Origin of the sequence: Saccharophagus sp. K07, from assembly GCF_014336955.1 — a bacterium.
Classification (GTDB): Bacteria; Pseudomonadota; Gammaproteobacteria; order Pseudomonadales; family Cellvibrionaceae; genus UBA5868.
This window is the reverse complement of record NZ_QRAI01000002.1, coordinates 116,852-142,071: the sequence shown is the minus strand read 5'-3', so window position 1 is coordinate 142,071 and position 25,220 is coordinate 116,852. Positions and strand designations below refer to the sequence as shown.

Sequence of the window (25,220 nt, the reverse complement as noted above, 5' to 3'; positions counted from 1 at the left end):
CCTCCACTACAAAGCCGCGCGTGCTGGCGGCGTTAGGCATACGGAGGTTATGTGCCAGTAATAAATTACCCATCGACATGTGATGTAAAGGAAGTTTTCGATTTTTGTAATGAAATTGAGCAGCATTGTGGTGCTGATAAGGTTGTAATCGATTTCTCTAGCATGGGGCGAATAGAGCCATTTACGATGGTGTATGTTGCGAAATATATCAGGGAATTTAATCGCCGAAATAAGGATACGGTCGTTTCCTGCATAGGCCATCAATCTAAAGATTACGCGGCAAATATGGCGTTCTTTAGAGCTTTTGGCCTGAAGCACGGTAGAGAACCTAATTGTGTTGACGGAAATGATAGGTTTGTTCCTTATACGATTCTTCGGGTTCAAACTATCGTTGACGAGGCGACTAAAGAATGGGAAGTAGAGCAGGAGGTTATAGAACGGCGTTCCGCTCATCTTGCTGAAATACTAGCTCAGCAAAATAGCGGGAAACTTGTTGATGCTCTTACATTTTCAATACGTGAAATAATGCGTAACGTTTATGAACATAGTAAATCGAAGAGCATAGAATATTGCGCGCAATATTGGCCTTATTACAGTAAGGTCGAAATAGCAATTATTGACAACGGTATAGGGCTTAAAGCCTCCCTGAAAAATAACCCCCATGTTCAAATTGAAAACCATAGTGACGCCATCCAACAGGCTCTAATGCCGGCGATTTCTAGTAAAAATTATAAGGGAGCAATCATCGATACAAATGATCCTTGGCATAACTCTGGTTTCGGACTTTATATGATCAATAGAATTTGTCGCTTGGGTGGCAGTTTCTTAATTTGCTCTGGAGATCATGGCATTAAGCTCGATGAAGTTGGAAAGGAGCATATTGATCTTCCACATATATGCAGGGGAACAGCAGTTAGAATGGTTTTGAATACAAGTAAATTAACTGAATTAAGTTCAATGCTTGCAAAATTCAGAGGTGAAGGTTATGAAATTGCCAAGCAAATAAAAGGCGTTGGCATGTATGAGGCGTCTGCTGCTTCTCAGATGCTCTCAAGGGATTTTAACAAAAATGCCTAACAATCGCAGGCACAGCGACGGCTTTTTCGTTACGGCTTCGCCTCCACTGCAAAGCCGCGCGTGCTGCGGGCGTTAGGCGAATATAGCAGAAGGAATAAACTTTGAATCTATTTGATTATCTGTATGTAGACTTGGATAAAGTCATCTCGCTGTATAGTCAGCTCACAGGTGGTGTTGTTGAGTTAAGGGAAACCCAATCTGAAAAAGGGTCTACGTCAGACAATAAAAGAAACTACGATTTCAAAGTTTTCAAACATGATGCTGGTGGAACGACACAAGATAGAGAGCAAGATAAAACAACAATCAAGCCTTATCATGCTTTATTGCAAGAATTAGAGTCAGAGCTATCTTCTTCGGGCTACCTTTTGGACTTGGCTAACTTTGAAGAAGGGAAGACATTAAAAGACTCGAATCTTAGGGCTACACTTAAAAATGCCCTATGTATTAAATGCTCAGGCCGAGTAGTCATAGAAGACTATGAAAGGATGAAGAAAATCGGCCAAGATTTTCCAGACATAGTAAAACTGATAAACAGAAGTCATGCTGACACATTGAAGGATTCCCCAGAGTACCAAGAAATTGAACGGCAAATCCAAGAGCTGGAGAGTACGATCGGAGATAGAAATTCACAGGCTAAAGCTAAGAAGAAGGCAAAGGAGCTAAGAGCTGGACTAGATTCATTACTAGCTTCATCAACAGCAGTTGATATGGTTCCACAATGGATCTTGGATGGCATGAAAACATGGATTGATGCGTTTCTTCCCAACATAACAAACATTCGTGTTTATCCATTCAAAGATGAAGATGATGAACATATTTTTGGGCACCTAGACGCTTCAAATTTTACAGTTTCAGATCCCACAGCTTTTCACTTCACTTACGGTTCATTCCCTACCGAAGAATTTACAATGCTTGGTGTCATAACCTCTGTTCCTTCGGATGCAGGAGAAACCTTTTTGCCACTACAAGAATTCGAAAAAGAAGACCTTAAAGACTACGAAAGTGTTGAACGTGCATTTCGAGGTATGTTCCGAGGATTTGATGGAATTGAGGCTATGGTAAGAACCTGTCGGTATCCGAGAGTTCTGGTCCATCCAATTTTGGTATATCGCCAAACATCGCCTAACAAGGCATTGCAGCGGACAAGCCGCTGAATGCGGCGTTAGGTCTTACAATGGAACCAAATGAACAACCTCAGAAAGTCGCTGTGGAAGCTATTCTTGCTAGCTACGGGAGATTCTGTGTCACTTTCGAACTTGCAGTTTTTCGCCTGAGAACGCTTCTCGAAGCAGTCCTTAGAATTGAGGGTTTAAAAAATCAAGGAGTAGTCCAAGTGCTCTTCGCAAATCAGACCGCAGAGCCACTACGCGCTTTACTGTATCCGTTGATTGCTCAAATTCGGACTTTGACAAAAGAAGAAAGCAAAGCCATTAACAACATTTTAACGCGGTTTCAGGATCTGATCGAGCAGCGCAATGTAGTAGTTCACTCAACTTGGTTTCTTATGGCGCTTGACCAAGAAGATGTCGACTACGAAAAGCTTAACGGCTTTAAATATTATCGCAAGAAGGGAGTGGAATCCCTTAAGGTTCTTGCCACTGATAAAAACGCACTTGACGGCTACACTGAGGAAGCAAATATTCTTGCTGACTGCTTCATGGCACTTCATGCTGCAATTGGATTTGGTGACCCAATCAATAAAGCTCTTAAGCCTAACTCAGCGGGAGTCTATTTACCCAATTTCAAGCAATACTGGCCTGAGACCTAACAAAGCCATTAAATACGCTCCCGCTGGTCGCCCGACGCTCCTTACGTCGCGCGGCTTATGGCGGCGTTAGGACACGTCTAGCTCCGAATAATTAAATCTTGTTGAGCATTTGGTTTGTGGCTAATGTTATTAAATAACGTCACAATTCTTTCGGTGCAATATGAAAATTGGAATGCTGATGGCCGGTTTCGGATACATTTTAATGATTTTAGGTGGGTTGGCAGTGGGAGGCTTATTCTTCTATGGAATCTACTTCACACTATTTAATGATGTGAGGCAGGGATTAATGCTAATCGGTGCTTCAGTAGTCTGTACATTCTTCGTTCGCATGTTGTCTGGTCTGCTAATACTCATTGGAACCACAATCAGTACAAAGGCCATTGAAAAGCAAATTGGTCAATAAAGCCCTAACAAGCACAGCCAGTGCGACATTTATTCCGGCGCTCGTTTTGTGCCAGAAAAAGCCTGGCACAAAACAATCACCTACATAAATGCGCCTGCTGTGGGCGTTAGCTTAAAAGGAGACTCGCATGGCCAGAAGAAAAAAAGCTGAGACTCAGGGAATTATTGCTATCGTAATAATTGGTGGCGCAATATGGGCTTTCCAAAACTATCCGGCTATATCAATCATAATGATCGTTATCTTAGTGGTTGGTTACTTTGCCACCAAGTCCCCTGCAAGCTGCCAGCTCTGTAACTCAGCTTTAAAACGCAACTCTTATATTTGGCAAATCGAGGGGCAAAAGAAAACAGTCTGCCCAAACTGCAATCGAGAGTTGGAGCGTAAGAATAGTAAAAAAGCAGTTTCTAAAATATAGCTAACAATCGGCATCAGTCCGACAGCTGGTACTACGCGGTTTTTGTGTTACTCGCTGTCGCTCAAACAATAACACAAAAATCGCTCCGTACCAGCTGCGGCTGTGCCGGGCGTTATGCAGGGGAGTCATCAGGCATGAGAAGAGGTTTATTGGTTGCTGCAACAGGTGCCTTTTTTTATTTTTTCTTGTGTCTGCCAGCATCTGCGCTGGATTCCGAAACCAATGAAATGGGCGCTGTGACAGGTGCGCTAGAATCTGTTGTGAAAGAATGCATCCAATACTCGTTGGACTCCGCAGCTAAATTTGAAAAATTGCTTAATACAGGAGCGGCTAGCAAGTTGCCGGATAAAGACAAGAAAGAGTTGGTGCTGGACAATTACAATTCACTATTAAAAACCTGTCTCCAAGTCGGAGCATTAAAGCTTAATCAGGCCGCTGAAAGCATTGGCATAAAATAAATATATGCATAACAAGGTTGTAAACCGGAACCAAATTACTGCGCAGTTTTGTGTTCGCTGCGCTTATAACACAAAACCGCTCCGCAATTTGGTCCGGTTACAACGGCGTTAGCACTCAATACGAACCATGAACTACATACAAGAAAAAACATCGGAAGTCCGATTTCATACGAGCATGAATGATGTCGCTCGTTGGCTTGAAATCAACCTAGAGGATTACGATTGGCACATTTCCGACATTGAGGGTGGATGGCCTGAATTAGATGACCCATCATGGGTGTACGGCGAGAACATGACCTCAAAGTTGAAGGAATTTGACTATCAGTTTGTATGGTCTGTCATTTCAGCTTTTCCGAAAGGCACGAAGCCATTTACAACAGATAAGCCCTTTGCAGACGGAAACTCCGATTTTTGGGAAGGCGAACCTGAAAAGCAGCTTAAACAATCTCTATTTGAAATTGTATGCTGGGACAGCAGTGCAACCCTCTACATTGGGCTGCCAGATGAATTTGGAAAGAGGCTTGTAGCTAATGCTCCGGGCATCAAAGATTTGAATAAAGAAAATAGGCGGCGCCGGTGCTAACAATCGTAACCAGGCCGAAATTTATTCCGGCGCTCGTTTTGTGCCGAAAAGCTTGGCACAAAACAATCGCCTCCATAAATTCGCCTGTTACGGGCGTTATGCAATAGGTGACTCCAAATAGATGGTGTTTCGAATAAGAGAAACAATCGAGAACTGCTGCTACGGCGCAATAGGTTTAGCGGTTAGCATCTGGCTCTGGTGGCCTTGGCGATACCTGACGCAGGGTGAGGTCGCTCCAAGCCAGGCCACGAACTTGGCAACAGTAATTTTCATTGTGGCTGGCTTGGTTAATTTGGCTTTCACCATTGCCGTTATTCGAAAGCAGGCAAGGATCAGAAACGGTTTTAATTTGGTGGCTGGGGCCATTTCAGTAATGGCGTTTTTATTTATGTTGCTGGTTGGGGTGTAAATGCATAACAATCGCAAACAGTCGGAAATATTTTCCGCTCCTCGTTTTGCGGTTTAACGCTACGCTACCGCAAAACAATCCACTCCAAATATTCCGCTGTTGCGAGAGTTAGCCTTATTCAGAAGATTTATCGCGTAATCAAGCAGGAGACACTCTATATATGAAAATTGCAAGGAACATTATAGCTTTACTAGTAATGGTGTTTACGATACAGGGGTGCCAAACCAATAACATAAAGCATGAAGCTGACGCCGAACGAGCGAGTACGGGGAAAGAGCTGATCCTTAAAGGCCGAGTATCGGTACCGCTGCCGGAAAATTACAAAAAGGTACTTCTTGACGAGCACTCAATGATAATTTCTGCGCCAGAATACTCTGTCGTGTATCGGTGGATAGATCGTAAGCGCTCAACAAAGCACCCGGTTGACAGCCCCAAAGCTTTGCTTCAGCTGCTCGATATCCACATTCCACGGCAGCAGCTTTTCCACATCCTCCACGGTTTTCGCTCTGGGCTGATGTTTGAACACATGCGCCAAATAATAAAACGGATCCAGCCCGTGGCTTTTCGCCGTCATGATCAAGCTGTACAAATTCGCGCTGGCTGAGGCGCCCTTGGGTGTGTCGTAAAACAAAAAATTCTTCCGGGCGATGGCAAAGGGGCGAATGGCGTTTTCCGCGACTTGGTTGCTCATCGGCAGATGACCGGTCTCGCTGTAAAACCTCAGCTTCTCTCTGAGCTTGTAGGCATAGTTCAGCGCTTTGCCAAATTTCGATTCCGGCGTGGTTTTGTGGATGTGTGTCCCCATCCATTTTATAAACTGGTCCCACAGCGGCATGCCTTCTGTCTGGCGAATGCGTTGGCGTTCTTCCGGCGATTTATCCTGGATTTTCCGCTCAATCGCATACAGCTTTTGATAATAATTCAGCGCCATCGCAGCTTTGCTCATCTTGCCGCTTTTGTTTTTCGGCTCGGCTTTTAAGGCTTCGTCGAATTTGCGTCGTGCATGATCATTACAGGCAATATGAGTCAGCTGCCGCTTTTCGCAGACACGCGCATACACGGACCAGTCATCCGAAATGACGGTGCCACGGAAGCCTTCCAATAACGCATCCGCCACCGCGCTGCCACGGGAAGGGTCGTAGTGGAATAGGTAAATCGGTTTATTGGGTGGACCGCTGGCGGTAACCCAGAAGTATTTATTGCCTTCCGGTGGTTTATCCGGCTCTTTGAGCACTTGTACCGGCGTTTCATCAATGTGCATCACGTTAGATGCCCATTGGTGTTCTCGAAGCAGATTGATCAAAGGTTGAGCAAGATTGCCCGCTTCAATACTCCAGCGCGCCAATGTGGCTCTGGGCAGATCAATATCCACCCGCTTCCAGATCTGTTCCTGGCGGTAAAACGGCAGGCCATCCAAGAATTTGGAGACCACCACATTCGCCATCAACTCTGGACTGGCATTGCTTTTGGGAAAGGGCTGAGCCGGCATAGGTGCGGTGACCGGGGCTTTATCCTCACATGCGGTGCAGCGGTACTTTTGGCGGCAGTGCTGGATGACATAGAGATCTGCCGGAATGATGCACAATTGCTCGCTGATTGCTTCGTCAAAGACTTCCATCTGGCAGCCGCAGGGGCATTGGCGCTCCCCTTGGGGCAGCTTGTGGATGACTTTTACGCGGGGCAGATGTGCGGGTAATTTGCGGCGGCCGGGACGGGCTTTTTGTTCGGTGTCGTTGCTGTCCGGTGCGGTTGAAGCAGAATCTACCTCCGCCACATCGCCAGCTTCCACCTCCGCAGGCTCCTCGTCGTCCAGCTGCTCCGCTTCATTAAAGAGGGATTCCTGCAGATCAGAGACAAAGCGCTCACTGCTTTTACCGAAGCGTTGGGATTTTAAAAGGCGGACGTACTCTTCCAGAATGGTGATCTTTTTATCGCGCTCAGCCAATTTTTTATCTCGCTCGACCAACGCAATATCACGCGCCGAAATTAAAGCTTTCAGCGCGTCGATATCATCAGGTAATTGTGCAAGAGAGGATTCCGCCATGCGCGGAATTATAAAAATGCGAGCGCTTAAACGGAAGCGAATTTTAGTGTTTGATGGGGTGGCGACTGCCAAATATTAAAGCCATCCAATAGCCACTGCAGCTCTTCGGAAGTAATGATAATTGTTTCGGAATTTTGCTGGCGCGGCCAAGCGAATTTGTCCTTCTCCAAACGTTTCAGCCAAAGACAAAAACCATTTTTTTGCCAATACAAAATCTTGATGCGGTTGCGCCCTTGGTTAATAAAAACAAACAGCGCTTCCGCAAATAGATCCAGCTGAAGACTGTCCTGTACGATCAGGCTCAGCCCGTTAATTTGTTTGCGAAAGTCCACCGGCTTGCGGTGCAGGAAGACTTTAGGATGAGCGGCAAACTGCATCACAGGGCGGCCAACCATTTCACCAGTTGCTCATTCAACCCGCCCAGCTCCAGCTCAACGCCATTGACCAGTCGCACACGCACTCCGGTCGGAGCTGCCGAGCTGACTGCAGGGCGCTCCACCTTAACCTCTGCAAAAGCCGGCGCCTCCTGCTCCAACATCCCTTTGCGGCGCAGTGTCATCGACCAGGAGTACATCGCCTGGAGATTCAAGTCGTGTTGTTTTGCATAGTCCGCGTACGTCAGCTGGTCACGTTTTGCTGCCAAAACATGGTCTCGCCAGAATTGCTGTTTGCTTGTCAGATTCATATTCATACCCCAGTCAAAAACCTGGGGGTATCTTTGGTGAATCAACCGAGACTGGCTAGGGTGGGGTTTGTCGAGCGCTTACGATAGATCAGAAAGAAGTAGAATTCATCGGCTCAAATAAGTCTCCATACGGCTTCTTCAAAAGTGTTTTCAATAATCCGGCTTCAGATGAAGAGAAGAGATTTTTAGAGGGGCTAAAAGGTGAAGTTCACCGGCCGAATTCGCCAGCCGACCTGGAGTTCTACTACTTTGACAATAGCGACGGCCGACAAATGTATGTCTTATCAAGCGTTTTAAGTTTTGTTATCGAAATCACCTATAAAGGCGGTGTTAACAACAAGTACCTCAATAATGTTGTTAAACATTCAAAACTTCAATAAAGGAGATCTATCATGGAGCCTATTACCGAGCAAGAAAAGCAGGATTTTAGGGAGTTTTTGTCAACCATCTAGGCCCGCAAGCCAATAGCTGGAATATTAACCTAAAGGTTCTTGAGCTGTTTGGAGAGTTGTTGCAATCCAGCGAATCTTGCAGTCGATATATGGATATGGTTCCTCGTCCGTTTGTTGCTGGAAACGTTATAAAGTGGGCAAGCAAACAAGCGCGCGGCGCCATTATACGCCACTTGAAAAACGGTGGTAAGCACTACTTGGTTTGTCTTCGCGCAGCAGGCGCGAGAATGAAGCCACAATTCTACCTCGCATCACAGGGTCTTTAGGCTAACAAAAAGCTCAAGCGGACGCTGAAAAACGCGCCGCTTAGCTTGGCGTTAGCACTCCGAGTTCCCCAAGAAAAGTAGACACCTCACTACCACCTAACGAGGGTCTAGAAAATGACAAAGAAATCCAAAAACAAGTACAACCACTACACCGAGGATTTTCGACGCGAGGCAGTTCGTCGCTCGGATGATCCCAATACCAGCGCCGCCGAGGTAGCGAAAGAGCTCGGAATTCACCCCGGCCAAATCTATAACTGGCGTCGACAGTACAAACGATTGTCCGACAAACAGTTTAATAGCGTCCAAGGGGTGGATTACTCGATGAGCGAGAGTGAAGAAATCCGCAAACTCAAGCGGCAGATCTCTGATCTGAAAGAAGAGAATGAATTTCTAAAAAAGGCGACGGCATACTTCAGCAAAGACAAATGGTGAGGTATGCCTTCATTAACTCGCTGAGCAGTGAGTATGCGGTGACGAAAATGTGCCGCTGGACACACGTTAGCCGGGCAGGCTACTACAAGTGGCGATCACGTGAGCCTAGTGAAACCGAGATGAGAAAGCTCGACGCAGAGCGACAGCTGATTAATCTGTTTGCGCGCTTTAAGTCGCGTTACGGATCACCGCGACCGTAGAGCTGAACGAAAGCGGTGTATCCATCAGTGAGAACACGGTTGCAAAACTAATGGCCAAACAAGGACTTAAAGCTCGAAACGGCAAAGGCTACAAGTACTTTCCTGATGTCCTGGCCAGGAACCATGTCAGTGATAACCTCCTGCGCCGTAATTTTCAAGCGAGTAAGCCCAATGAAAAATGGGTCTCGGATATCACCTACATCAAGGTTGAAAAAGGCTTCGTCTATTTGGCTGTCATCATGGATCTATTTTCACGCAAGATCATCGGCTGGTCACTCGACACCACCATGACCAACCAATTGATCATGGATGCATTCAAGATGGCGGTGGCTTCGCGCAACATTGAGCCTGGATTGATCCTACATTCGGATCGTGGTGTGCAATACCGCTCCTGGGAATATCAGCAGCTATTGCTTGATGAAAAGATCCGGCCTAGCATGAGCCGTAAAGGCAATTGTTGGGATAATGCCGCGATGGAAGCTTTCTTTGCTCGCTTTAAAGTGGAAGCGCTCTACGCAGAAAGTGTCACCACCAAAAAAGAAGCCTATTCTTGTGTATTTGATGACATAGAATTGTTTTATAACAGCCACCGACGACACAGCACGCTGGGCTATCAAAGCCCGAATCATTTTGAAACTGCTTATGAAAAAATGTGTGCATAAAACAGTGTCTACTTTTGGTGGGGAAGATCAGTGAATGAGATGAAATACCTTGCCACTGTATTTTTGATAATGTTTGCAACAGGCTGCGCCTCCCTAGATGTTACGTGTAGAGGCGCAATGGGTGACGAGGATTGGTCGCTTGTGGAAGATCCCGAAGATAGAAAAAAGTGGCTGGAGGCATCCCGCTCGACGGAAGATGGTCGGGTCTATGTGAATTACGATAGAGGTATCGCTGCTGTTTGCAATAGTTGTGGCGGTAACTCCAAAAGGGCCAAATTGATTACGTATCTTCGTGGTGACTCAATTGTTGATATTGAAGATTTCATTTGCGGACGGTACTAAGCCGTCACCACCTAACCAGTCAAGGCAGAAGAGCATTGAGTCAGGTGAACCTACCCCACTTACCACCCCCAATTCAGCCAATGCGCGGCGGACAAAGGCGTTAGGAATCGGTCATCCTATGCCGCCAACATTTTTAGTTTTTGTGTTCGTAATATTTTATGCCCCCTTTTCTTGTTCGTCCTTTTGGGCAGCGGCATTTTCTGAATTTACAAGATTTAAAGCATATTCAGCCTCTATTCTAGGTACATACTTCGTCTTTCCGATTTCTTTGGGAGCCTCAGCAATTTTGTCACTACCTGCGTTCGTTCTAGCCCCTTGGGGCACTGCCTCCATCAAGTGTACATGTAAATTGTAAGACCCATCGTCATTTCCGAAGTTTTAGGGAATTCCGCCAATCAGAGATATAAGTCACAGAGACCGCTTTTGTAGACAAGAAGCCTGGATCCACCCCGGCTACAGGCTTGACGAGGCGGGGCTTTGAGGGTTAGCTTGCGAGGCCTTGAACAATACAAAACGGTCAAGGAGATATCGGTCTCCGCGACACGATATAAATGTTATGCCATGAAATAAGTAAGGAATAAAATGAAGGCATTAAGAATTACTGCAATATTTATGTTTGCCATTAACTTTTCTGGTTGTGCTTCAAATGGAAGTCACATATATCTGGATGGCAAGTGTATATCTTGCTGGAATAACCCAGTCACCAAAGAGACATTGGATTATGAAACAGCGGGCGCAAATAATTATGCTGAACTTTCATGGCAAGATATGATGCTTGAAGGTCTATCACGAAGTGGTATTAGAGATTTATCTCCATATGGTGAAGACTATCTAAGGCATAGAATTGGCAACAAAGTCGTCTCTTTAAGAAACAATGAAATTTCCTATCAGCGGCATATAAATCAATCTGTTTCTGATCTAGAGTCAGCCCTTGAAGCACATACGCTTAAAAAAACTTATCAAATTACTGTGTCGTCTCAGCTTGAGAATTATGATTTTTCAAAGAATGAGTTTCCTGTGATGCTTGCGAAAAGTTTTACCCTAAACGGGGGAAATAACATACAAGTTTTGCCTGGAAAGATAACGGTCAATGTTGACAACCTTTCTGAATTGCCGAACTTAGAGATGAGCCCTGAAGAAGCTGAGTCTTTCTTAAATGCAAGAAATAAAAGCAGAGGTCTTTATATTCGCTATATTGTTGAAATTACCGGCATGAGTAGCCCCTCTGTCTTTCAATCAAGAGTGAGGGAAATTCAGTTCATAGATGTTAACCCAAACATTGTAACGAGAGAGAATAAGGAAAAACACCAGCCATTCCGTGCTGTCAGAATATAGTGCCAGGGCATTTACAAGGTGCTGCTAGGGACAAACCTACGTACACTTCGGTTTGTCCCAGAGCACGGCGGTCCGGCAAGCACTTCACCCGCTCCGGTCTTCGGTCGTAGTGGCGATGTCCCGAGAAGATGTATTTCGGAGAGCGATTGCCACATTGCCGAGGTACGCGTGCCTCGGGCGGGACGATGTAGCAGCACGCCGGCAGGTGAAGCAGGCTACGATCGAGCTATCAAGACCAGCGCGGGCGCCCAATAATTAGCGCAACCCGATACCCAATAACCCGTTCAATCCATCTGTACTGAATCCATAAGAATATCTAGAATCGCTGACTTGTTGTGAGGCATCGACCGACTTGTTGTGGGACATCGACGGCTTCTGCAGCTATTGCTCGATGAATCCTCAATCAATCAAGTTCACAACAAAAGCAGTCTGTGCAAAATTTACTCTGATGCCAGAAAAACCCTGGCACAAAGCAACTATCAAAATTCGCCTGTTATGAGTTTTAGTGCTCGCGAATCTGCATAGTCATAAGCAGCTTATCTCCAGCTAAAAAGCCTTGGAAGGTGCCGCGTTTAAAAGCAAAGCAGGCGGACGATTTACAGCGTCTTTCCACTTCGCCAAAAACCAATTTAACCGCTGCTGTTTGCGGCGTTAGTTCAGAAAGAGGATCCGCAACAATGGATAGAATACCTTGTAACTCGTGTGACAAACGCGTTGTACCAAGGCTATGGCACTATCGACCTTTTCTTGCTCAAATTTATGTGCTGCCAATCCGGTACATGAAGACTCAACATTTGTGCCCTTTCTGTGGTAGCTGCATGTACGAAACTGGCGGTGAGGTTACTACCATAGGCAAGCTCGTATTTGCACTGGTTGTTATACCGTTCACTTTTTTGCTTGTATTTTTTCCGAACGCAAAAGTGGATGAGGTCATGGGTTACTATCAGCACTACTGCATAGTAGCTACAGCTGTTGTAATGTATCGTCCCGTAAAAAACTGGGTTTTACGTATATTCAAGAAAACTTAAGGCGTCGGGCACATACAGGCAGGCATACTGCTGTATTGGGATAAAATAAAATACGAAAAAAAGTGGTTGGAATTCCCGCTCTCTGCCATTGCGAAGAATGCGGGATGTTGTGGCACATAGGTAACCAGTAAAATCCCCATAACAATGCCAGCCAGCAAGAAGATAAAAATAAGATTTGCAATTCCAATTGCAGGCATTGAGGACAAGCTTTGAACAATACGAAACGGTCAAGGAAATATCTGACCACGATATAAATATTCGGCCACATCAACCACAGGAATCTCAAAAATGGATATGTCCGTAACGGAAGCGCAGTCTGATATGCGACAGGGCTACCACAGCGGAGCCGCTGGCATCTTGGCCTCCGCGCTTGCCTGGTTCACCGCGGCGGGCGTCGCGGCTCTCACTTCTCCCCAAAAAGGAATCTTGGCGCTTCTCATTGGTGGAATGCTTATCCATCCGGTGGGCGTGCTTATCTGCAAACTCTTGGGCTCTCGCGGCACTCATACAAAGGGTAACCCTTTTGGTCTGCTTGCCGGAGCAAGCACGTTCTGGCTCATCTTCTGCCTTCCCATCGCCTACTTCCTCAGCACGCATGAACCGCATTTATTCTTCCCAGCCATGCTCCTGATCATTGGCGGTCGCTATCTCGTGTTCGCCACTATCTACGGCATGCGGCTCTATTGGGGTTTGGGCCTGATGCTGGCTGGAGCGGGTTTCGCGATGGCGTGCCTTAATGCCTCAACACTTGTGAGCGCCTTAGTCGGCGCGGTACTAGAATCAGTGTTTGCCCTCGCCTGCTTGGTGCAACATCGTCGTTGGGTGCTGCCTAACAATCCATTCACCGCCACGCGGCTTGATTAAAACATTAAAAGGTTATATCCAAACTATGGCGCGAAATCCAAAAACAACATGGGAAATGCTCGATCATGCTATGGCACATTATCAAGCATATATTTCCAGCAAGAATCAACGGTTCTCGTTAAGCATTGTTGATTTTCTGCATGTAAGCAATTTTAAAGGAGGCAATGCTTCTATAACTGAGCCAGTGGTTACGCTGGTTGAAAAGTTAGAAAGCTATGAGAAAGTGCTTATTGATATCGACAAAAATTTTAATGGTAAAAATCTTCGTCAACTAAGTGCGCAAGAAACAGGTGAGCTCATCAGCCTATGCAAAAATGTTACTGATTTAACAAAAAACAACAACACCAAGATTAGAGGATTTGGTGCCTCATACGCCTCTGCATTGCTGTCGGCACATTTTATGGATCTCATTCCTGTTCTTGATCGGAGAATACTGAATGGTGCCGGCATTAAGGTGGAGTACAACCGTCAAATGCAAGTCAAAAACATCGCCAATTATTACGGAGATCTAATCAAAGCATGTCAGACCGAATTGCTAAAAAGAAAGAATTTAACCTTGCGTGAACTGGATAAAGAATGGTTTACAAAAGCACTTTAACAAGCCCAAGAATTGGTCCTATTCCTTACTCAATTCAGCTCTAGGAAAGACTGTTTGACTACCACCAGTCATGCATCGCGATTGCCACATAAACACCAACAAAATAATCAATATCACCAATACCAACGACTTGATGGCAACCAGTGCGTTTTCGGCTCTATTCTCCTGTTACGAATTCTTTGCCCAAAGACCACTCGCATCCCGGCTACAGGCTTGACTAGCCGAGACCCTAAGCGTAGCTTAGCGAACCTTTTTGGCCATACAAAACGGTCAGGGAGAAATCAGTTTCAGCGACCAAGATATAAACAAAGCCAAACGTGCTGACTGCCCCATACGATCATTAAAGAAAGGAGTAAATGTGAGAAAGATTTTATTAGCAACATATTGCTTACTATGCCTAAATGCGTGCAGCGACAAACCCTATGCATTCGAAGGAACGTATCACTTGACCGAAGGAGAGCAATGCACTCTGGACGTTAACGCAGAAAAAGATGATGCGCCCGTTATGGAAATAATCGCGCACGGCCAAGGCAAATCCAAGTTTTATGTGGCAAAAATTCCGGTAGGAGCCGCCATGGGTCTTCCAACAAGCAGCAATGGCAATTCATCACCAACAGAGAAAAATGAGCTTAACTTTAGTTTTAGCCAAGAAGGCAAGACCGGATTTTTTGGCGGAAAGCCCAGCATAGATATGACTGTCACGGTGGTCCCTCATGAAAGTAAAAAGGATTTTATATGGCTCAAAAAATGGGACGCTACCGCAACCCACAACGGGATGATCAAGCATCTATCACTTCTGCAGGAAATGCAGAAAGGTGATGCCAAGGCAAGTGATAAAGGAATATGCTTATCTAAAAAGGTATAGCGTCAAATCAGACAAAAGCGCTGCTGCTTCAGCCTTACGAAAATCTGATGTTGTAATGGAATTGATAAAAGCCAACGTGCGGTTTAAAGCCGCGCGTATTGGCGCCATTATGAAGCAGAGGAAATTTTTATGCTAACTCTTAAATGCACCAAGAAAGTTCAAACCTATCTCCACTTGAAACCAAGTGAATTGGCTGAGCTCGTGCAAAGCGAGGAAGGATTGGGCGCTTGGTATGTAAACCTGTTTTACGTAGACCGCCAAAAATGCATTGTTTTCATGAATGAAAAAACGCTTTTGTCGTTTTTATTGTTTGGCTTCGATAGAGCCAGTTCACCCAAGGAGGAGCTTCCTGAGCAATGCATTAACGGAATAATCCAGCTTTTAACAATGGAAGACTTTCCGAATGACTCTATCGGTGCGTTACTTACTTATTCACAGAATTTTCGATATATGAAAACTACCGATAGAAAGACTTTGGGAAACATGAACGATCTGATCTATCTGTATGAAAGCATGATCCTTGCGCAAGGAGGACTACAATATTGCGACCTTACTGGGATTATTCGAGAAATCAACCGAACTCCGCAGCGAAATATCGATTGGGAGTATCCCATTGATAAAGCCAAGGTAGTACTGGGTGAAATTGCATATAAGCTCAAGAATCACGTGATCGTCCATTAGCAAACAGAAAATGCAGTCCCATTTGCTTTAGCAATGAACCGAACATTTATCAGCTCAGTCAAGCGATAAACTGGCGCGTCATCAATCATGGAGCGATAATCAATGAATCAGATGTTACCCCGAATCCTTTTGCTTGTAGCGATTATGCTCGCCGCAAAACCTCTGATTTCCTGCACTAAAGCCGATATCAATACCGTCAACACGGTCATTGATTCTGCCAAGGCATTCAATGACCAGAGTTACGACGATGTCATAAACATTCTTGGCTCCACCACTGAAAATCTATCACCCCAAGAGCAATATTATTTAGCAGCTAGCTATATTCGAACTGGAGATCATGCCCGTTACGATCATGCGATTTCGCTGCTAGAGAGTGCTGCAAATGCGGGAGTAGCAGATGCCGCCTGGGAGCTTGCGCGGATTTATGATGAAGGAACTTTGGGGGCTACGGACATACTCAAAGCGTTAGATTGGTATCGCAGATATTCCGCGATCACGATCAAGAGCACCGAGATTCCCGAATATTTTGATGCAAATGGCAATTCCGTATCTGTCGATGAGATGCTTAAAAAGGTAGAAAAAATGGCACTAGCAGGTGATATAGATTCGCAAATGCAACTGGCGACTGTGTATGGAGAGGGACGCATTGTTGCAACCAATCTTACAAAAGCACTCGAATGGTATGAAGCAGCAGCAAAAAATGGAAACAAAAATGCGCAACTCTTGGCTGGATATTTTTATTGCCGGGGGCTTGGAACTGAAGAATCAGTTCAACGAGCCAACTTCTGGCTTAATAAATTCGACGCTTCAACAAACTGTCAATAAAAAATACCACCAATGGCATGATTTCCAAAACGTCGCTCGGCTGCTGACCACCTTGCCGCGATAAATATTCCCTGCCCTTGACATTTCTTCGCTACGTTGCGGTCGGCGCTGTTGTAGATAGTCCAAACGTAATCTTCATTAATGAACTATTGATAACGGCCCTTTAGTTAAATTCTTCCTAAAAACTTCTTTGCTGATTTGATTTTTTCCGCTACCCAAAAATTTATTGTGAATTTATTTACTGTGTGTTAACAAATAATCCCTTGATCATCCAATCACACAGGGGAGTGTGACGCATGGAAAGCCCTATCGAACGTTTGACTCAATATCAATTTCCCTTCAGATCTGAATTAACGCTAATTCTTGCGAGCCATTTCCACAGCCTCGTCAATTGCCTCGCAAAAACCAAATTGTTTATGTTTGTCGGAGACGAATAATATGAGTTTGGTAACCTTGGACTACATCACTGAACAGACACCAATGGGAGCAAATCTTATTGGTGATGGAGCAACTTTTCGTGTGTGGGGCGGCACGGCACGAGAGGTTCATATATTAGGGCCTTTTATCGGCTGGACGCCCAGCGATGCCACGCGCTTAATTCCGACGGAGAACGGGCATTGGTGGGGTTTCGTTCGCGGCGCAAAAGACCGGCAGCATTATAAGTTGTGGGTCGTGGGGGAAGCGGGTGGAGGATTTAAACGCGATCCTTATGCACGCGAGTTGGATTGGGACGCGGGCGAGTGCGTCATCCGCAAGGATGATTTCGCTTGGCATGATACCGGCTATGTAACACCAGCGTTTCAGGATTTCGTCATTTATCAATTACATGTCGGCACTTTTTATACGCCCAGATGGCCGCCTGCATTGGGGACATTTCTGGATGTCGCCGAAAAATTACCATACCTCGCAGACCTGGGCGTGACCGCCATTCAGTTGCTGCCGATTCAAGAATTTCAAACGGAATTCAGCTTGGGCTACAACGGGGTGGATTATTTTTCCCCAGAGTCTGATTTTTCCGTAAGTGACGCCGATCTGCCACCCTATGTGGAGCGACTCAATAAACTGCTGACTGATTGTGCACTATCCCCTTATGAATTCGAACATCTCCGTGGAGAAATGAATCAATTAAAAGCACTTGTCGATCTTGCTCATATATATGGTATCGCCGTCATTTTTGATGTGGTTTATAACCATGCTGGCGGTGATTTTGGTAACGAAAGTATTTACTTTTTCGACCGCCAGCACGGGCAGGATAACAACCCTCCCCCCCTATTTACCAATTCACTTTATTTCGGCGAAAAGGAACACGCCGGCGGCAGGGTTTTTGATTTCGGCAAACCGCAGGTGTGTGCACTTCTGATCGACAATGCGCGGTTTCTTTTGACCGAATACAAAATTGATGGCTTACGTTACGACCAGACGAGTGTTATAGATCACGATGGCGCACCTCATGGCTGGCAGTTTTTACAAAACCTGTCCTCCGCTGTGCGCGCCACAAAGCCAAATGCACTGCAGAAGGCGGAGTATTGGGGAGTAAACCCCTTCGTCACAACGCCGAGCGAGTTAGGCGGTGCCGGCTTTGATACGACATTGGCTGACGGTCTGCGAATTACTTTGCGGTCTGCAATCAGCGCGGCAAGCGCTCCCGGCGATCATCCTGTTCCTATGGCAAGGCTAGCCGAGTCACTGTGGCAACCGGGATTTGCGGAGCATTGGCGTTTTGTGCAAGGCCCAGAAAATCACGATCTTGTGTTGCGTGATTCCGATAATTCGCGCGAAGCACGTATTGCCTATTTGAGCGACCCTAGCAATTCACGTAGCTGGTACGCACGCAGTCGCAGCCGGGTAGCCATGGGCATTTGTTTGACTGCTCCCGGCATCCCCATGATGTTTATGGGTCAGGAATTCCTGGAAGATAAACAGTGGTCCGACAATCTTGCCTATAGGCCCGAGTTGAGAATTTATTGGGAAGGCCTTGAGCAACCAGATCCCGCAATGCGTGATTTTTTACGTTTTACACGCGAGCTTTTAGGGCTGAGATGGCGTCAGCCAGCCTTGCGAGGAAATGGGTTCAGACCCACCTATGCTAACGATGAAGATCGAATTCTCACCTTTCATCGCTGGGTACCCGGAGAGGGGCATGATGTTATCGTTGTAGCCAGTCTTAATAATTCAATTCTCTATAACTATCAGATCGGGTTTCCAGCGCAGGGAACTTGGCTTGAGGTTTTTAACAGCGATGTATATGACAACTGGGTTAATCCCACCACGGCCGGCAATGGCGGACAAATTAATGCACAGGGGGTACCACTGCACGGCTTTACAACTTCCGCATCGATCACTGTGCCTGCGAATTCCTTGCTGGTATTTGCACAAGCGTAAAAATCCATGCGGAACGATCTGGGGAAAAATCCAATAATTGCGTCAACCTTATTAAGAAGTCCGGCTTCGTACGATTTTTAGGCTATCAGATATAAAAAAGCCCCCAGGCTCTCACCTGGAGGCTTACCACCAACAAGGCTTTTAAGTCGCTTAACGGCGATTGCGGCGCTCGCGGCGCATGGCCAGAATCCCACCAACCAGGGCGAGAGCCAAGCCAGCATTGGCTGCGTCGATTTCTGGAACCGGATGCGGCGCAGGCTGTGGTGCCGGGGTGCTGCCGGTGCAATGTGGATTTCTAGGCGCACGCTCACAGACGTGTTGATCAAGAAAGTCTTTATTGCCTGAGTTACCACCCCAAGTACCAACTGCGTAGCTAGGTCCAGCTACAAACATCAAAGAAGCAACAAGTGACAAACCAAAAAGATGTTTTTTCATAATTGAGTACCGATTGTTGGTCTATCGGGTCCCCATTCGGGAACCTCGGCCTTCCTTAGCAACAACCGAACCAAAACAAGAAAACCATTAAATATCAAAGCGTTACATATCAATCTGACGCCATTTGAATCAAACACCTGCCAATTATTTCGACGCCAAAGCCACGGATACCACCCTTTCTTGCAGCACCCACTTTGCCACAGGGTTTGCTCCCCCCCCCAAATTCACTCACCACCGCAGTTCGAAGTACTGATCATCCCAAATGAGAATTGGATCAAGGAAAGCTTTAGACTTAGTAATTTTTATGAAGCTATTCTTGGCTTTTAGCTTTCATCCAACGCTAGTGCGCCTAAAGCAACATTATGAGAAAAGCGAGGAAACTCATATGGAAAATGTAAAAGCGGATGCAACCTCCTACATCCTGACAGTATTGTTGCAACACCTAGAGACTAAACATCCCGGCATGCTCCAAGAACTGGTTGAAGGCGTACAGGCGGATCAGTCTGCGCTATCTCGCGATACATCAGAGAATGGGTATATAGGGAATGTATTCCAAGAAGCCCTCGGCTTGCTGACTCGGGCCAAATCCTTGTTAGAGATTGAGCCGCAACAATAACAATCACATCTTGTCGACTAAACTTATCTGCATAAGCAGTGGCGAACGAAAACGGGCACCCCGGTGACTTTCAACCACTGATTCACCTTCTCGCCTCACGCAGGCGGCATTAGCTCTATGAGGCTACATGGAAGAAATATTTGACAAGATCCGACCAATACTCAGCGGCCTTGCAGGCGGACTCTTGGTATTGGCATTAGTGGCATTCACAAAACATGAAGGAAAACATGACGGCAATATACGGCATCTCGACTACGGAAAGCCTTTCAAAATATTTGCGTTCCTGATGATTCCTTTCGCCGCTTTCGTCGTCTATTTAGTTTCTCAATCTTATAAAGGACAGGAAATTCCAGCCTGTCTTGTTGCTGCCATTTTCGTGGCTGGCGCTATCTTTCTTCCATACCAAGCTTTCTTTGTAAAGTTTAGCTACGATGACGAATTCGTTTACTACAAAAGCCCCCTAAAGGGAACAAAGAAAGTGCCCTGGAGCAACCTTCTGGAAGTGGGTTATTCCAAACTGCTCCAATCTGACTTTATTGTGATTGATGGCATAGGCAAGATATGGTGCTCAAATATGCTTAATGGCTATGGTGAGCTGTGTGAATTTTTAGAAAATAAAGTTGAGGAACTAAATTCAGATACGCACCAATAAAAGCATGGCTCATCACACCGAAGTAGTAAATATGGATCCCCGCTTCGCGAGGATGACTGCCTTGTCAGTTATGTGCAGGCTCTAAAAGCACCAGAAATAAAAAAGGATGACGATCTTGCCGCTCATGCGCGGCTCTACATGAGAGCCAGAACTCAAATTCGAATATGAAAATCAAACGGGCAAATTGCTTACCCCGATTTTCGTCATACTCGCGAAGCGGGAATCCAGCTTCTCCAAAGCCCGAAAGTATGGATCCCCGCTTCGCGAGGATGACGGTCTTGTCAATTATGTGAAGACTCTAAAAGCATCAGAACTAAAATGTAGAGGATGACGTCTTGTCGCTCATGTGCGCAGCTCTACATGAGCATCAGAACGCAAAAGTCGAATATGGAAATCAAGTGCAAAGATTACTTGCCCCAGCTATCGTCATTCTCGCGAAGCGGGAATCCAGCCTCTCCAAAGCCCGAAAATATGGATCCGCGCTTCGCGAGAATGACAGTCTGCCTGCTACGTGCGGTCTCTATATGCATCTCAACACAAAAAGTAAATTAAGATGCCCAAACAAGGGCGAAACTTTGCTTTCCGTTAAACCTCTAATAAAACCAATCCCTTGAAACCTAGAGGTGCAAAATGGCCGGTGGCTGGACTCGCGATGGTGCGGTTCAAGATCAGATCGATGCAAGTATTGATGACACAGTAAAAAAAGCTCGCAGCCTTCTACCCAGCGGGCCGAGTCTCACACATTGCGAAGAATGCGGAACAGCCATACCTGAAGCGCGACAGAAAGCGGTGCCGGGTGTTCGTTTATGTGTGGCTTGTCAGTCTGTGGTGGATGAAGAGCAGAAAAAAGTTACCGGCGGGATAAATCGCAGAGCTAGTAAAGATAGCCAGCTGCGGTGATTTTTCTGGCCCGCATGTTCACCTTGCTGAATTTCCTTGCGAGAGAAATAGGATAGATTTTTTACGATTCCATCTATCCTGGTCAAAAATCAGCCTTCACCATATCACTCACACCTCTCCCCCATTCCAGCCCTGATCAAACTCTCTCCGCTCCAATAGCTAACCTACTCTTTACATTGGTAACTTGTTTCAGGTTTTACGAATCGCGCGATTAGAGTAAACTCTTGTTCAAAAAACTGCCTACGACCAACTCATTGCTTCTAAGCCAGCAACTTAAAAGCGCTTGATTTTAGGTGCCACTGTGCATTGATCATACGTTTAATATCATATTTGTCCGAGTAAGCGTGCTTTCATCCCTTAACCTAGGAGACCAACTATGCCGAGTTTTTTAGAAATCCAAGGAATCACCGCCTTAAACCGCATTGCGACTGCGATTCCCTCAACAAGCAAGCTCACGGCCAAATTAATGGAACAAAACAGCATGAGCAATACGAATATTTCATCGTGCAATATGACCGCCAGCCTGCTTTTTAACACGATTAATAATGCCCCTCCGCAACCCGTCCAAGGCATAGGCACTTTATCCCAAAAGGCAAGAGCGGATCGAATCGCATCCCTGCTAAACACGGCAAATGTGGTCTACGTCAACATAACACCCGATCATCATTTCATCGTATTCCCAATTTCGGAAACTAAAGTAAGCATCTTGCAGGGATTTCAAGATGTTTACAATTTTAGGCAGTGGTATGAAAAATCCAACCAAGGGAAAATGGATAAATCCGCATTCAATACAAATATGCGAAAGCTGGTTTCCGGAGATCAAGCCAGCAGGGTTACCGCCGCACGAGATTTATTTTCCTATGCCGATGCAGCAGTCATTGGAGAAATAGCGGCATACTTCATGAACCCTCCGGCCTGCCAAATATCTCAAATTGCTTATAAAGCAATTTGAGATGCTTTATACAATACCGAATTCCTCATCATCAAAACTTTACAGATCGCACAAGTTAACATCTTTTGCTTTGTTTAGCCGCACGGCAGGACACCATTATCGCCGTCCTGCGGAAATGGCATTATGCCAGCCATCGCAACAAGGAGCTATCGATGAATAATATTTATGAAACGCCAAAATCAGCGGATTTTCAGGTTGATGATCTAAAAAACAAAAAACCAGGAATTATTTTAATTATTTTTACAGTCTTGTTTTCGGTCTTGGCCTATTCAGCATCCTTTTTAAATCAACTTCTGGCAACGGGGTTGATAGCAAGCGGGGCGGGTGGTGGGCTTGCACCAATTTTATTAGGCGGATTTGTTGTGGGCATTTTTCAGATCGGCAAACGATTCAGAAATTCCAGATCCCGCTACAAAATATTCCTCTGGTGCCAGATCATATTTGTCATTAGCCTGTTGACGAGCCTGATCGGGCAATTTGCTCAAACTGCAAAATAAGTTACCAGGATTTTTCGTGCACCGCTAAATCAGCCGTGCACGAAAACTCCTGCCCTTCATTTTCCCGTTAGCAATTTGCGCCAGCGCATCGGAAGCAACATTGCGTTTTATAGCTACATAAGTGGTATTTTCTGCAACACTGATTTTGCCGATGCTATCGGCCGCCAATCCGCCCTCGCCTGTCAAAGCGCCCACTATATCGCCAGGGCGCAGCTTCTGCTTTTTGCCGCCGTCGATTTGCAGCGTCGCCATGGGCGGTTTGAATCCCGGTTGATTGAGCTGGCTGATTGGCGGCAGGTTTTCCAGGCTTGGGGTGTGTTGCAACAATTCGCCTAGACGTTCCAATTTAAAGCGTTCTTTTTCGCTGACCAGCGTAACCGCCTCACCACTACTGCCAGCGCGTCCGGTGCGACCTATGCGGTGTACATGTACTTCAATCTCCCGGGCGATTTGGTAATTGATAACCAGATCCACCGCATCTATATCCAGACCACGCGCGGCAACATCGGTCGCCACCAAAATAGATGCGCTTTTGTTGGCGAATAGCACCAACGTTTGGTCGCGAAATTTTTGTTCCAAATCACCGTGCAACGCCAAGGCGCTAAAACCGTGACGTTTTAATTCATCGGCAATTTGCTGTACTTCGGCTTTGGTGTTGGCAAATACCAAAGTGGAATCGGGCCTGCGGGTAACGAGCAATAATCGCAGTGCGGTGAGGCGATCGGGCGCATCGCCTTCTACGCGATAAAAGGTCTGCGTAATGGTTGTTTGATCGTGGGTGGATTCCAGTTCGACCTTGGCCGGATTCTGCAGAAAACGTTCGGCGATGGCGCGAATGGGCGGCGCGAAGGTCGCGCTGAACAGCAAATTCTGTCGTCGCTCGGGGAGATAGCTGACGATGGCTTCCAGCGCAGGCTGAAATCCCATGTCCAACATGCGGTCCGCCTCATCGAGCACCAGGGTATTGATGTCATCCAGCTTCAAAGAGCCTTTGACCAGATGCTCCTCGATCCGACCGGGCGTGCCGACCACTATATGCGCACCGTGCTCCAGCGAGCCCAGCTGGGGACCAAAAGGCGCACCGCCGCACAGGGTGAGCACTTTGATGTTATGCACGACCCGCGCAAGGCGGCGAATCTCCTGCGCCACCTGATCCGCCAGCTCCCGCGTGGGACACAGCACCAGCGACTGTATGCGAAAACGCTTCACATCCAGGTTTTGCAGCAGTCCCAAGGCAAACGCGGCAGTTTTGCCGGAGCCGGTTTTGGCCTGCGCAAGCACATCGCGGCCCGCCAGAATCAACGGCAGCGCCTTGGCCTGCACCTCCGTCATGGTATGGAAGTCCAGGGTAGCCAGGTTTTCCAAGAGTTCCGGGCGGAGGTTTAGAGAAGAAAAATCATTGGTATTCAAAGGAGGGTCCTATCTGGAACGACGACTGAAACAACTCAGCCGCAAAGTGCGTAAGGTACCTTATTGGCGGAGATCGACAAAGCGATAGATCCCAGCGTTATACTCCGTTTTCAGCTCTGAAGGAGGAACCTTTATGACTCATCCGGTCGCGCTTATTACCGGCGCCAGTTCGGGCATAGGCGCCGCAACCGCATTGCTGGCAGCTGAACGTGGTTATAACGTCGCATTTACCTACTTAAATCAGCTGCAAGAAGCGGAAAGCATAGCTGCCAAAATCACCGCACTTGGCCGTGATGTTTTTTATTCTAAGGTGGATTTGAGTAGTGAAGCCGATATCCTGAATTGGTTTGCGCAAGTCGATAAGCGATTCCCGCACATTGATCTGCTCGTCAACAATGCAGCGATTCTGCGCCAGAAATTATTTCGCGATATCAAGGCAGATGAATTGACGCATTTATTTGCGGTAAATGTTATCGGCAGCTTTTTGTGCGCACGCGAGGCAGTTAAGCGCATGAGCAAGTCCGAAGGCGGTCGCGGTGGATCGATTATCAATATTTCTTCCGTCGCCTCCCGCATAGGTTCTCCTTTCGAATATATCGATTACGCCGCTACCAAAGGCGCTATCGACTCCTTTACTCTTGGTTTAGCAAAAGAAGTCGCAGGCGAAGGTATACGTGTAAATGCAGTGCGCCCAGGTATTATTAATACAACCATGCATAAAAAAGGCGGCGAACCCGGCAGAATTCAACGCGTTGCGCCGTCCGTTCCCATGCAACGAGCAGGTGAGCCGGAAGAAATTGCCAAAACAATTTTGTGGCTTGCCTCAGATGAAGCCAGTTACATTACGGGGTCGCTAGTGGATGTTACGGGAGGGCGATGATTTCCTGGAAATAAATACCAGCCGCGAAATTATCGCGAAAATTATGCCGATCCGACGCTAAAACAAAGCGAGTTTTTAGCCGCAGGCGAGATAGAACTCTGGCC

General features: G+C 46.4%; 29 protein-coding genes. 24 read left to right on the top strand and 5 right to left on the bottom strand.

What is annotated here, in order from left to right:
* Positions 1-51 precede the first annotated feature (51 nt).
* From DWB84_RS07145 to DWB84_RS07110, 8 genes are all read left to right on the top strand, one after another.
* Complete coding sequence (locus DWB84_RS07145) at positions 52-1,077, top strand: hypothetical protein (protein ID WP_187409094.1); 1,026 nt, start codon at positions 52-54, stop codon at positions 1,075-1,077.
* 101 nt (positions 1,078-1,178) lie between these two features.
* Entirely contained in the window at positions 1,179-2,231 is a 1,053-nt protein-coding gene (locus tag DWB84_RS07140) for a hypothetical protein (protein WP_187409093.1), read from the top strand.
* Positions 2,232-2,251: 20 nt separating this feature from the next.
* Complete coding sequence (locus tag DWB84_RS07135) at positions 2,252-2,845, top strand: hypothetical protein (protein ID WP_187409092.1); 594 nt, start codon at positions 2,252-2,254, stop codon at positions 2,843-2,845.
* 160 nt (positions 2,846-3,005) lie between these two features.
* Positions 3,006-3,248 carry a hypothetical protein gene (locus DWB84_RS07130; protein ID WP_187409091.1) on the top strand — a complete coding sequence of 81 codons (243 nt, stop codon included), beginning with the start codon at positions 3,006-3,008 and terminating at the stop codon, positions 3,246-3,248.
* A gap of 127 nt (positions 3,249-3,375) precedes the next feature.
* Positions 3,376-3,663: a hypothetical protein gene (locus tag DWB84_RS07125; protein WP_187409090.1), complete on the top strand. Its 288-nt coding sequence runs from the start codon at positions 3,376-3,378 to the stop codon at positions 3,661-3,663.
* Positions 3,664-3,797: 134 nt separating this feature from the next.
* Entirely contained in the window at positions 3,798-4,121 is a 324-nt protein-coding gene (locus DWB84_RS07120) for a hypothetical protein (RefSeq protein WP_187409089.1), read from the top strand.
* Positions 4,122-4,248: 127 nt separating this feature from the next.
* A complete protein-coding gene (locus DWB84_RS07115; RefSeq protein WP_187409088.1) occupies positions 4,249-4,704 on the top strand; it encodes a hypothetical protein in 456 nt (151 codons plus the stop codon).
* Between the two features lie 253 nt (positions 4,705-4,957).
* A complete protein-coding gene (locus DWB84_RS07110; RefSeq protein ID WP_187409087.1) occupies positions 4,958-5,113 on the top strand; it encodes a hypothetical protein in 156 nt (51 codons plus the stop codon).
* Between the two features lie 406 nt (positions 5,114-5,519).
* On the opposite strand, the gene DWB84_RS07105 is transcribed toward DWB84_RS07110, so the two are convergent.
* From DWB84_RS07105 to DWB84_RS07095, 3 genes are read right to left on the bottom strand one after another with little or no spacing between them, the layout of a single operon-like run.
* The gene (locus DWB84_RS07105) at positions 5,520-7,157 is read right to left on the bottom strand and encodes an IS66 family transposase (RefSeq protein WP_187409086.1); all 1,638 of its coding nucleotides are present in this window, start codon (positions 7,155-7,157) and stop codon (positions 5,520-5,522) included.
* Positions 7,158-7,183: 26 nt separating this feature from the next.
* Complete coding sequence (tnpB, locus tag DWB84_RS07100) at positions 7,184-7,552, bottom strand: IS66 family insertion sequence element accessory protein TnpB (RefSeq protein ID WP_187409085.1); 369 nt, start codon at positions 7,550-7,552, stop codon at positions 7,184-7,186.
* On the bottom strand, positions 7,534-7,842 hold the full coding sequence (locus tag DWB84_RS07095; RefSeq protein WP_187409084.1) for a hypothetical protein: 309 nt from the start codon (positions 7,840-7,842) through the stop codon (positions 7,534-7,536). Before DWB84_RS07095 ends, tnpB begins: the two co-directional genes overlap by 19 nt.
* An 832-nt stretch (positions 7,843-8,674) precedes the next feature.
* Here DWB84_RS07095 and DWB84_RS07090 point away from each other — a divergent pair.
* The 10 genes from DWB84_RS07090 (at position 8,675) to DWB84_RS07045 (ending at position 18,774) form a co-directional block, all read left to right on the top strand.
* A complete protein-coding gene (locus DWB84_RS07090) occupies positions 8,675-8,992 on the top strand; it encodes a transposase (protein ID WP_222868079.1) in 318 nt (105 codons plus the stop codon).
* A gap of 184 nt (positions 8,993-9,176) precedes the next feature.
* Positions 9,177-9,854, top strand: a complete 678-nt coding sequence (locus DWB84_RS07085) for an IS3 family transposase (protein WP_187409573.1) — start codon at positions 9,177-9,179, stop codon at positions 9,852-9,854.
* Positions 9,855-9,884: 30 nt separating this feature from the next.
* Positions 9,885-10,196, top strand: a complete 312-nt coding sequence (locus tag DWB84_RS07080; protein ID WP_187409083.1) for a hypothetical protein — start codon at positions 9,885-9,887, stop codon at positions 10,194-10,196.
* A 582-nt stretch (positions 10,197-10,778) separates the two neighbouring features.
* Positions 10,779-11,531 carry a DUF4852 domain-containing protein gene (locus tag DWB84_RS07075; RefSeq protein WP_187409082.1) on the top strand — a complete coding sequence of 251 codons (753 nt, stop codon included), beginning with the start codon at positions 10,779-10,781 and terminating at the stop codon, positions 11,529-11,531.
* A gap of 1,316 nt (positions 11,532-12,847) precedes the next feature.
* Entirely contained in the window at positions 12,848-13,423 is a 576-nt protein-coding gene (locus DWB84_RS07070; RefSeq protein ID WP_187409081.1) for a hypothetical protein, read from the top strand.
* Positions 13,424-13,448: 25 nt separating this feature from the next.
* Complete coding sequence (locus DWB84_RS07065; protein WP_187409080.1) at positions 13,449-14,021, top strand: hypothetical protein; 573 nt, start codon at positions 13,449-13,451, stop codon at positions 14,019-14,021.
* A gap of 253 nt (positions 14,022-14,274) precedes the next feature.
* On the top strand, positions 14,275-14,886 hold the full coding sequence (locus tag DWB84_RS07060; RefSeq protein ID WP_187409079.1) for a hypothetical protein: 612 nt from the start codon (positions 14,275-14,277) through the stop codon (positions 14,884-14,886).
* Positions 14,887-15,015: 129 nt separating this feature from the next.
* A complete protein-coding gene (locus DWB84_RS07055) occupies positions 15,016-15,567 on the top strand; it encodes a hypothetical protein (RefSeq protein ID WP_187409078.1) in 552 nt (183 codons plus the stop codon).
* Positions 15,568-15,669: 102 nt separating this feature from the next.
* Positions 15,670-16,392, top strand: a complete 723-nt coding sequence (locus DWB84_RS07050; protein WP_187409077.1) for a tetratricopeptide repeat protein — start codon at positions 15,670-15,672, stop codon at positions 16,390-16,392.
* Between the two features lie 438 nt (positions 16,393-16,830).
* On the top strand, positions 16,831-18,774 hold the full coding sequence (locus DWB84_RS07045) for an alpha-amylase family glycosyl hydrolase (RefSeq protein WP_187409076.1): 1,944 nt from the start codon (positions 16,831-16,833) through the stop codon (positions 18,772-18,774).
* Between the two features lie 150 nt (positions 18,775-18,924).
* On the opposite strand, the gene DWB84_RS07040 is transcribed toward DWB84_RS07045, so the two are convergent.
* A complete protein-coding gene (locus tag DWB84_RS07040; RefSeq protein ID WP_187409075.1) occupies positions 18,925-19,209 on the bottom strand; it encodes a hypothetical protein in 285 nt (94 codons plus the stop codon).
* 385 nt (positions 19,210-19,594) lie between these two features.
* Here DWB84_RS07040 and DWB84_RS07035 point away from each other — a divergent pair, with 385 nt between their 5' ends.
* The 5 genes from DWB84_RS07035 to DWB84_RS07015 all read left to right on the top strand — a co-directional run bounded on the left by DWB84_RS07035 (position 19,595) and on the right by DWB84_RS07015 (position 22,826).
* The gene (locus tag DWB84_RS07035; RefSeq protein ID WP_187409074.1) at positions 19,595-19,825 is read left to right on the top strand and encodes a hypothetical protein; all 231 of its coding nucleotides are present in this window, start codon (positions 19,595-19,597) and stop codon (positions 19,823-19,825) included.
* A 127-nt stretch (positions 19,826-19,952) separates the two neighbouring features.
* Positions 19,953-20,477 (top strand): hypothetical protein, encoded by a 525-nt coding sequence (locus DWB84_RS07030; RefSeq protein WP_187409073.1) that lies wholly within the window; start codon positions 19,953-19,955, stop codon positions 20,475-20,477.
* 630 nt (positions 20,478-21,107) lie between these two features.
* Positions 21,108-21,377: a DksA/TraR family C4-type zinc finger protein gene (locus DWB84_RS07025; protein ID WP_187409072.1), complete on the top strand. Its 270-nt coding sequence runs from the start codon at positions 21,108-21,110 to the stop codon at positions 21,375-21,377.
* A gap of 376 nt (positions 21,378-21,753) precedes the next feature.
* Positions 21,754-22,329 carry a hypothetical protein gene (locus tag DWB84_RS07020; protein ID WP_187409071.1) on the top strand — a complete coding sequence of 192 codons (576 nt, stop codon included), beginning with the start codon at positions 21,754-21,756 and terminating at the stop codon, positions 22,327-22,329.
* 152 nt (positions 22,330-22,481) lie between these two features.
* The gene (locus DWB84_RS07015; protein WP_187409070.1) at positions 22,482-22,826 is read left to right on the top strand and encodes a hypothetical protein; all 345 of its coding nucleotides are present in this window, start codon (positions 22,482-22,484) and stop codon (positions 22,824-22,826) included.
* A gap of 24 nt (positions 22,827-22,850) precedes the next feature.
* On the opposite strand, the gene dbpA is transcribed toward DWB84_RS07015, so the two are convergent.
* The gene (gene dbpA / locus DWB84_RS07010) at positions 22,851-24,236 is read right to left on the bottom strand and encodes an ATP-dependent RNA helicase DbpA (RefSeq protein ID WP_187409069.1); all 1,386 of its coding nucleotides are present in this window, start codon (positions 24,234-24,236) and stop codon (positions 22,851-22,853) included.
* A gap of 133 nt (positions 24,237-24,369) precedes the next feature.
* Here dbpA and DWB84_RS07005 point away from each other — a divergent pair, with 133 nt between their 5' ends.
* Positions 24,370-25,116 (top strand): SDR family oxidoreductase, encoded by a 747-nt coding sequence (locus DWB84_RS07005; protein WP_187409068.1) that lies wholly within the window; start codon positions 24,370-24,372, stop codon positions 25,114-25,116.
* Positions 25,117-25,220 lie beyond the last annotated feature (104 nt).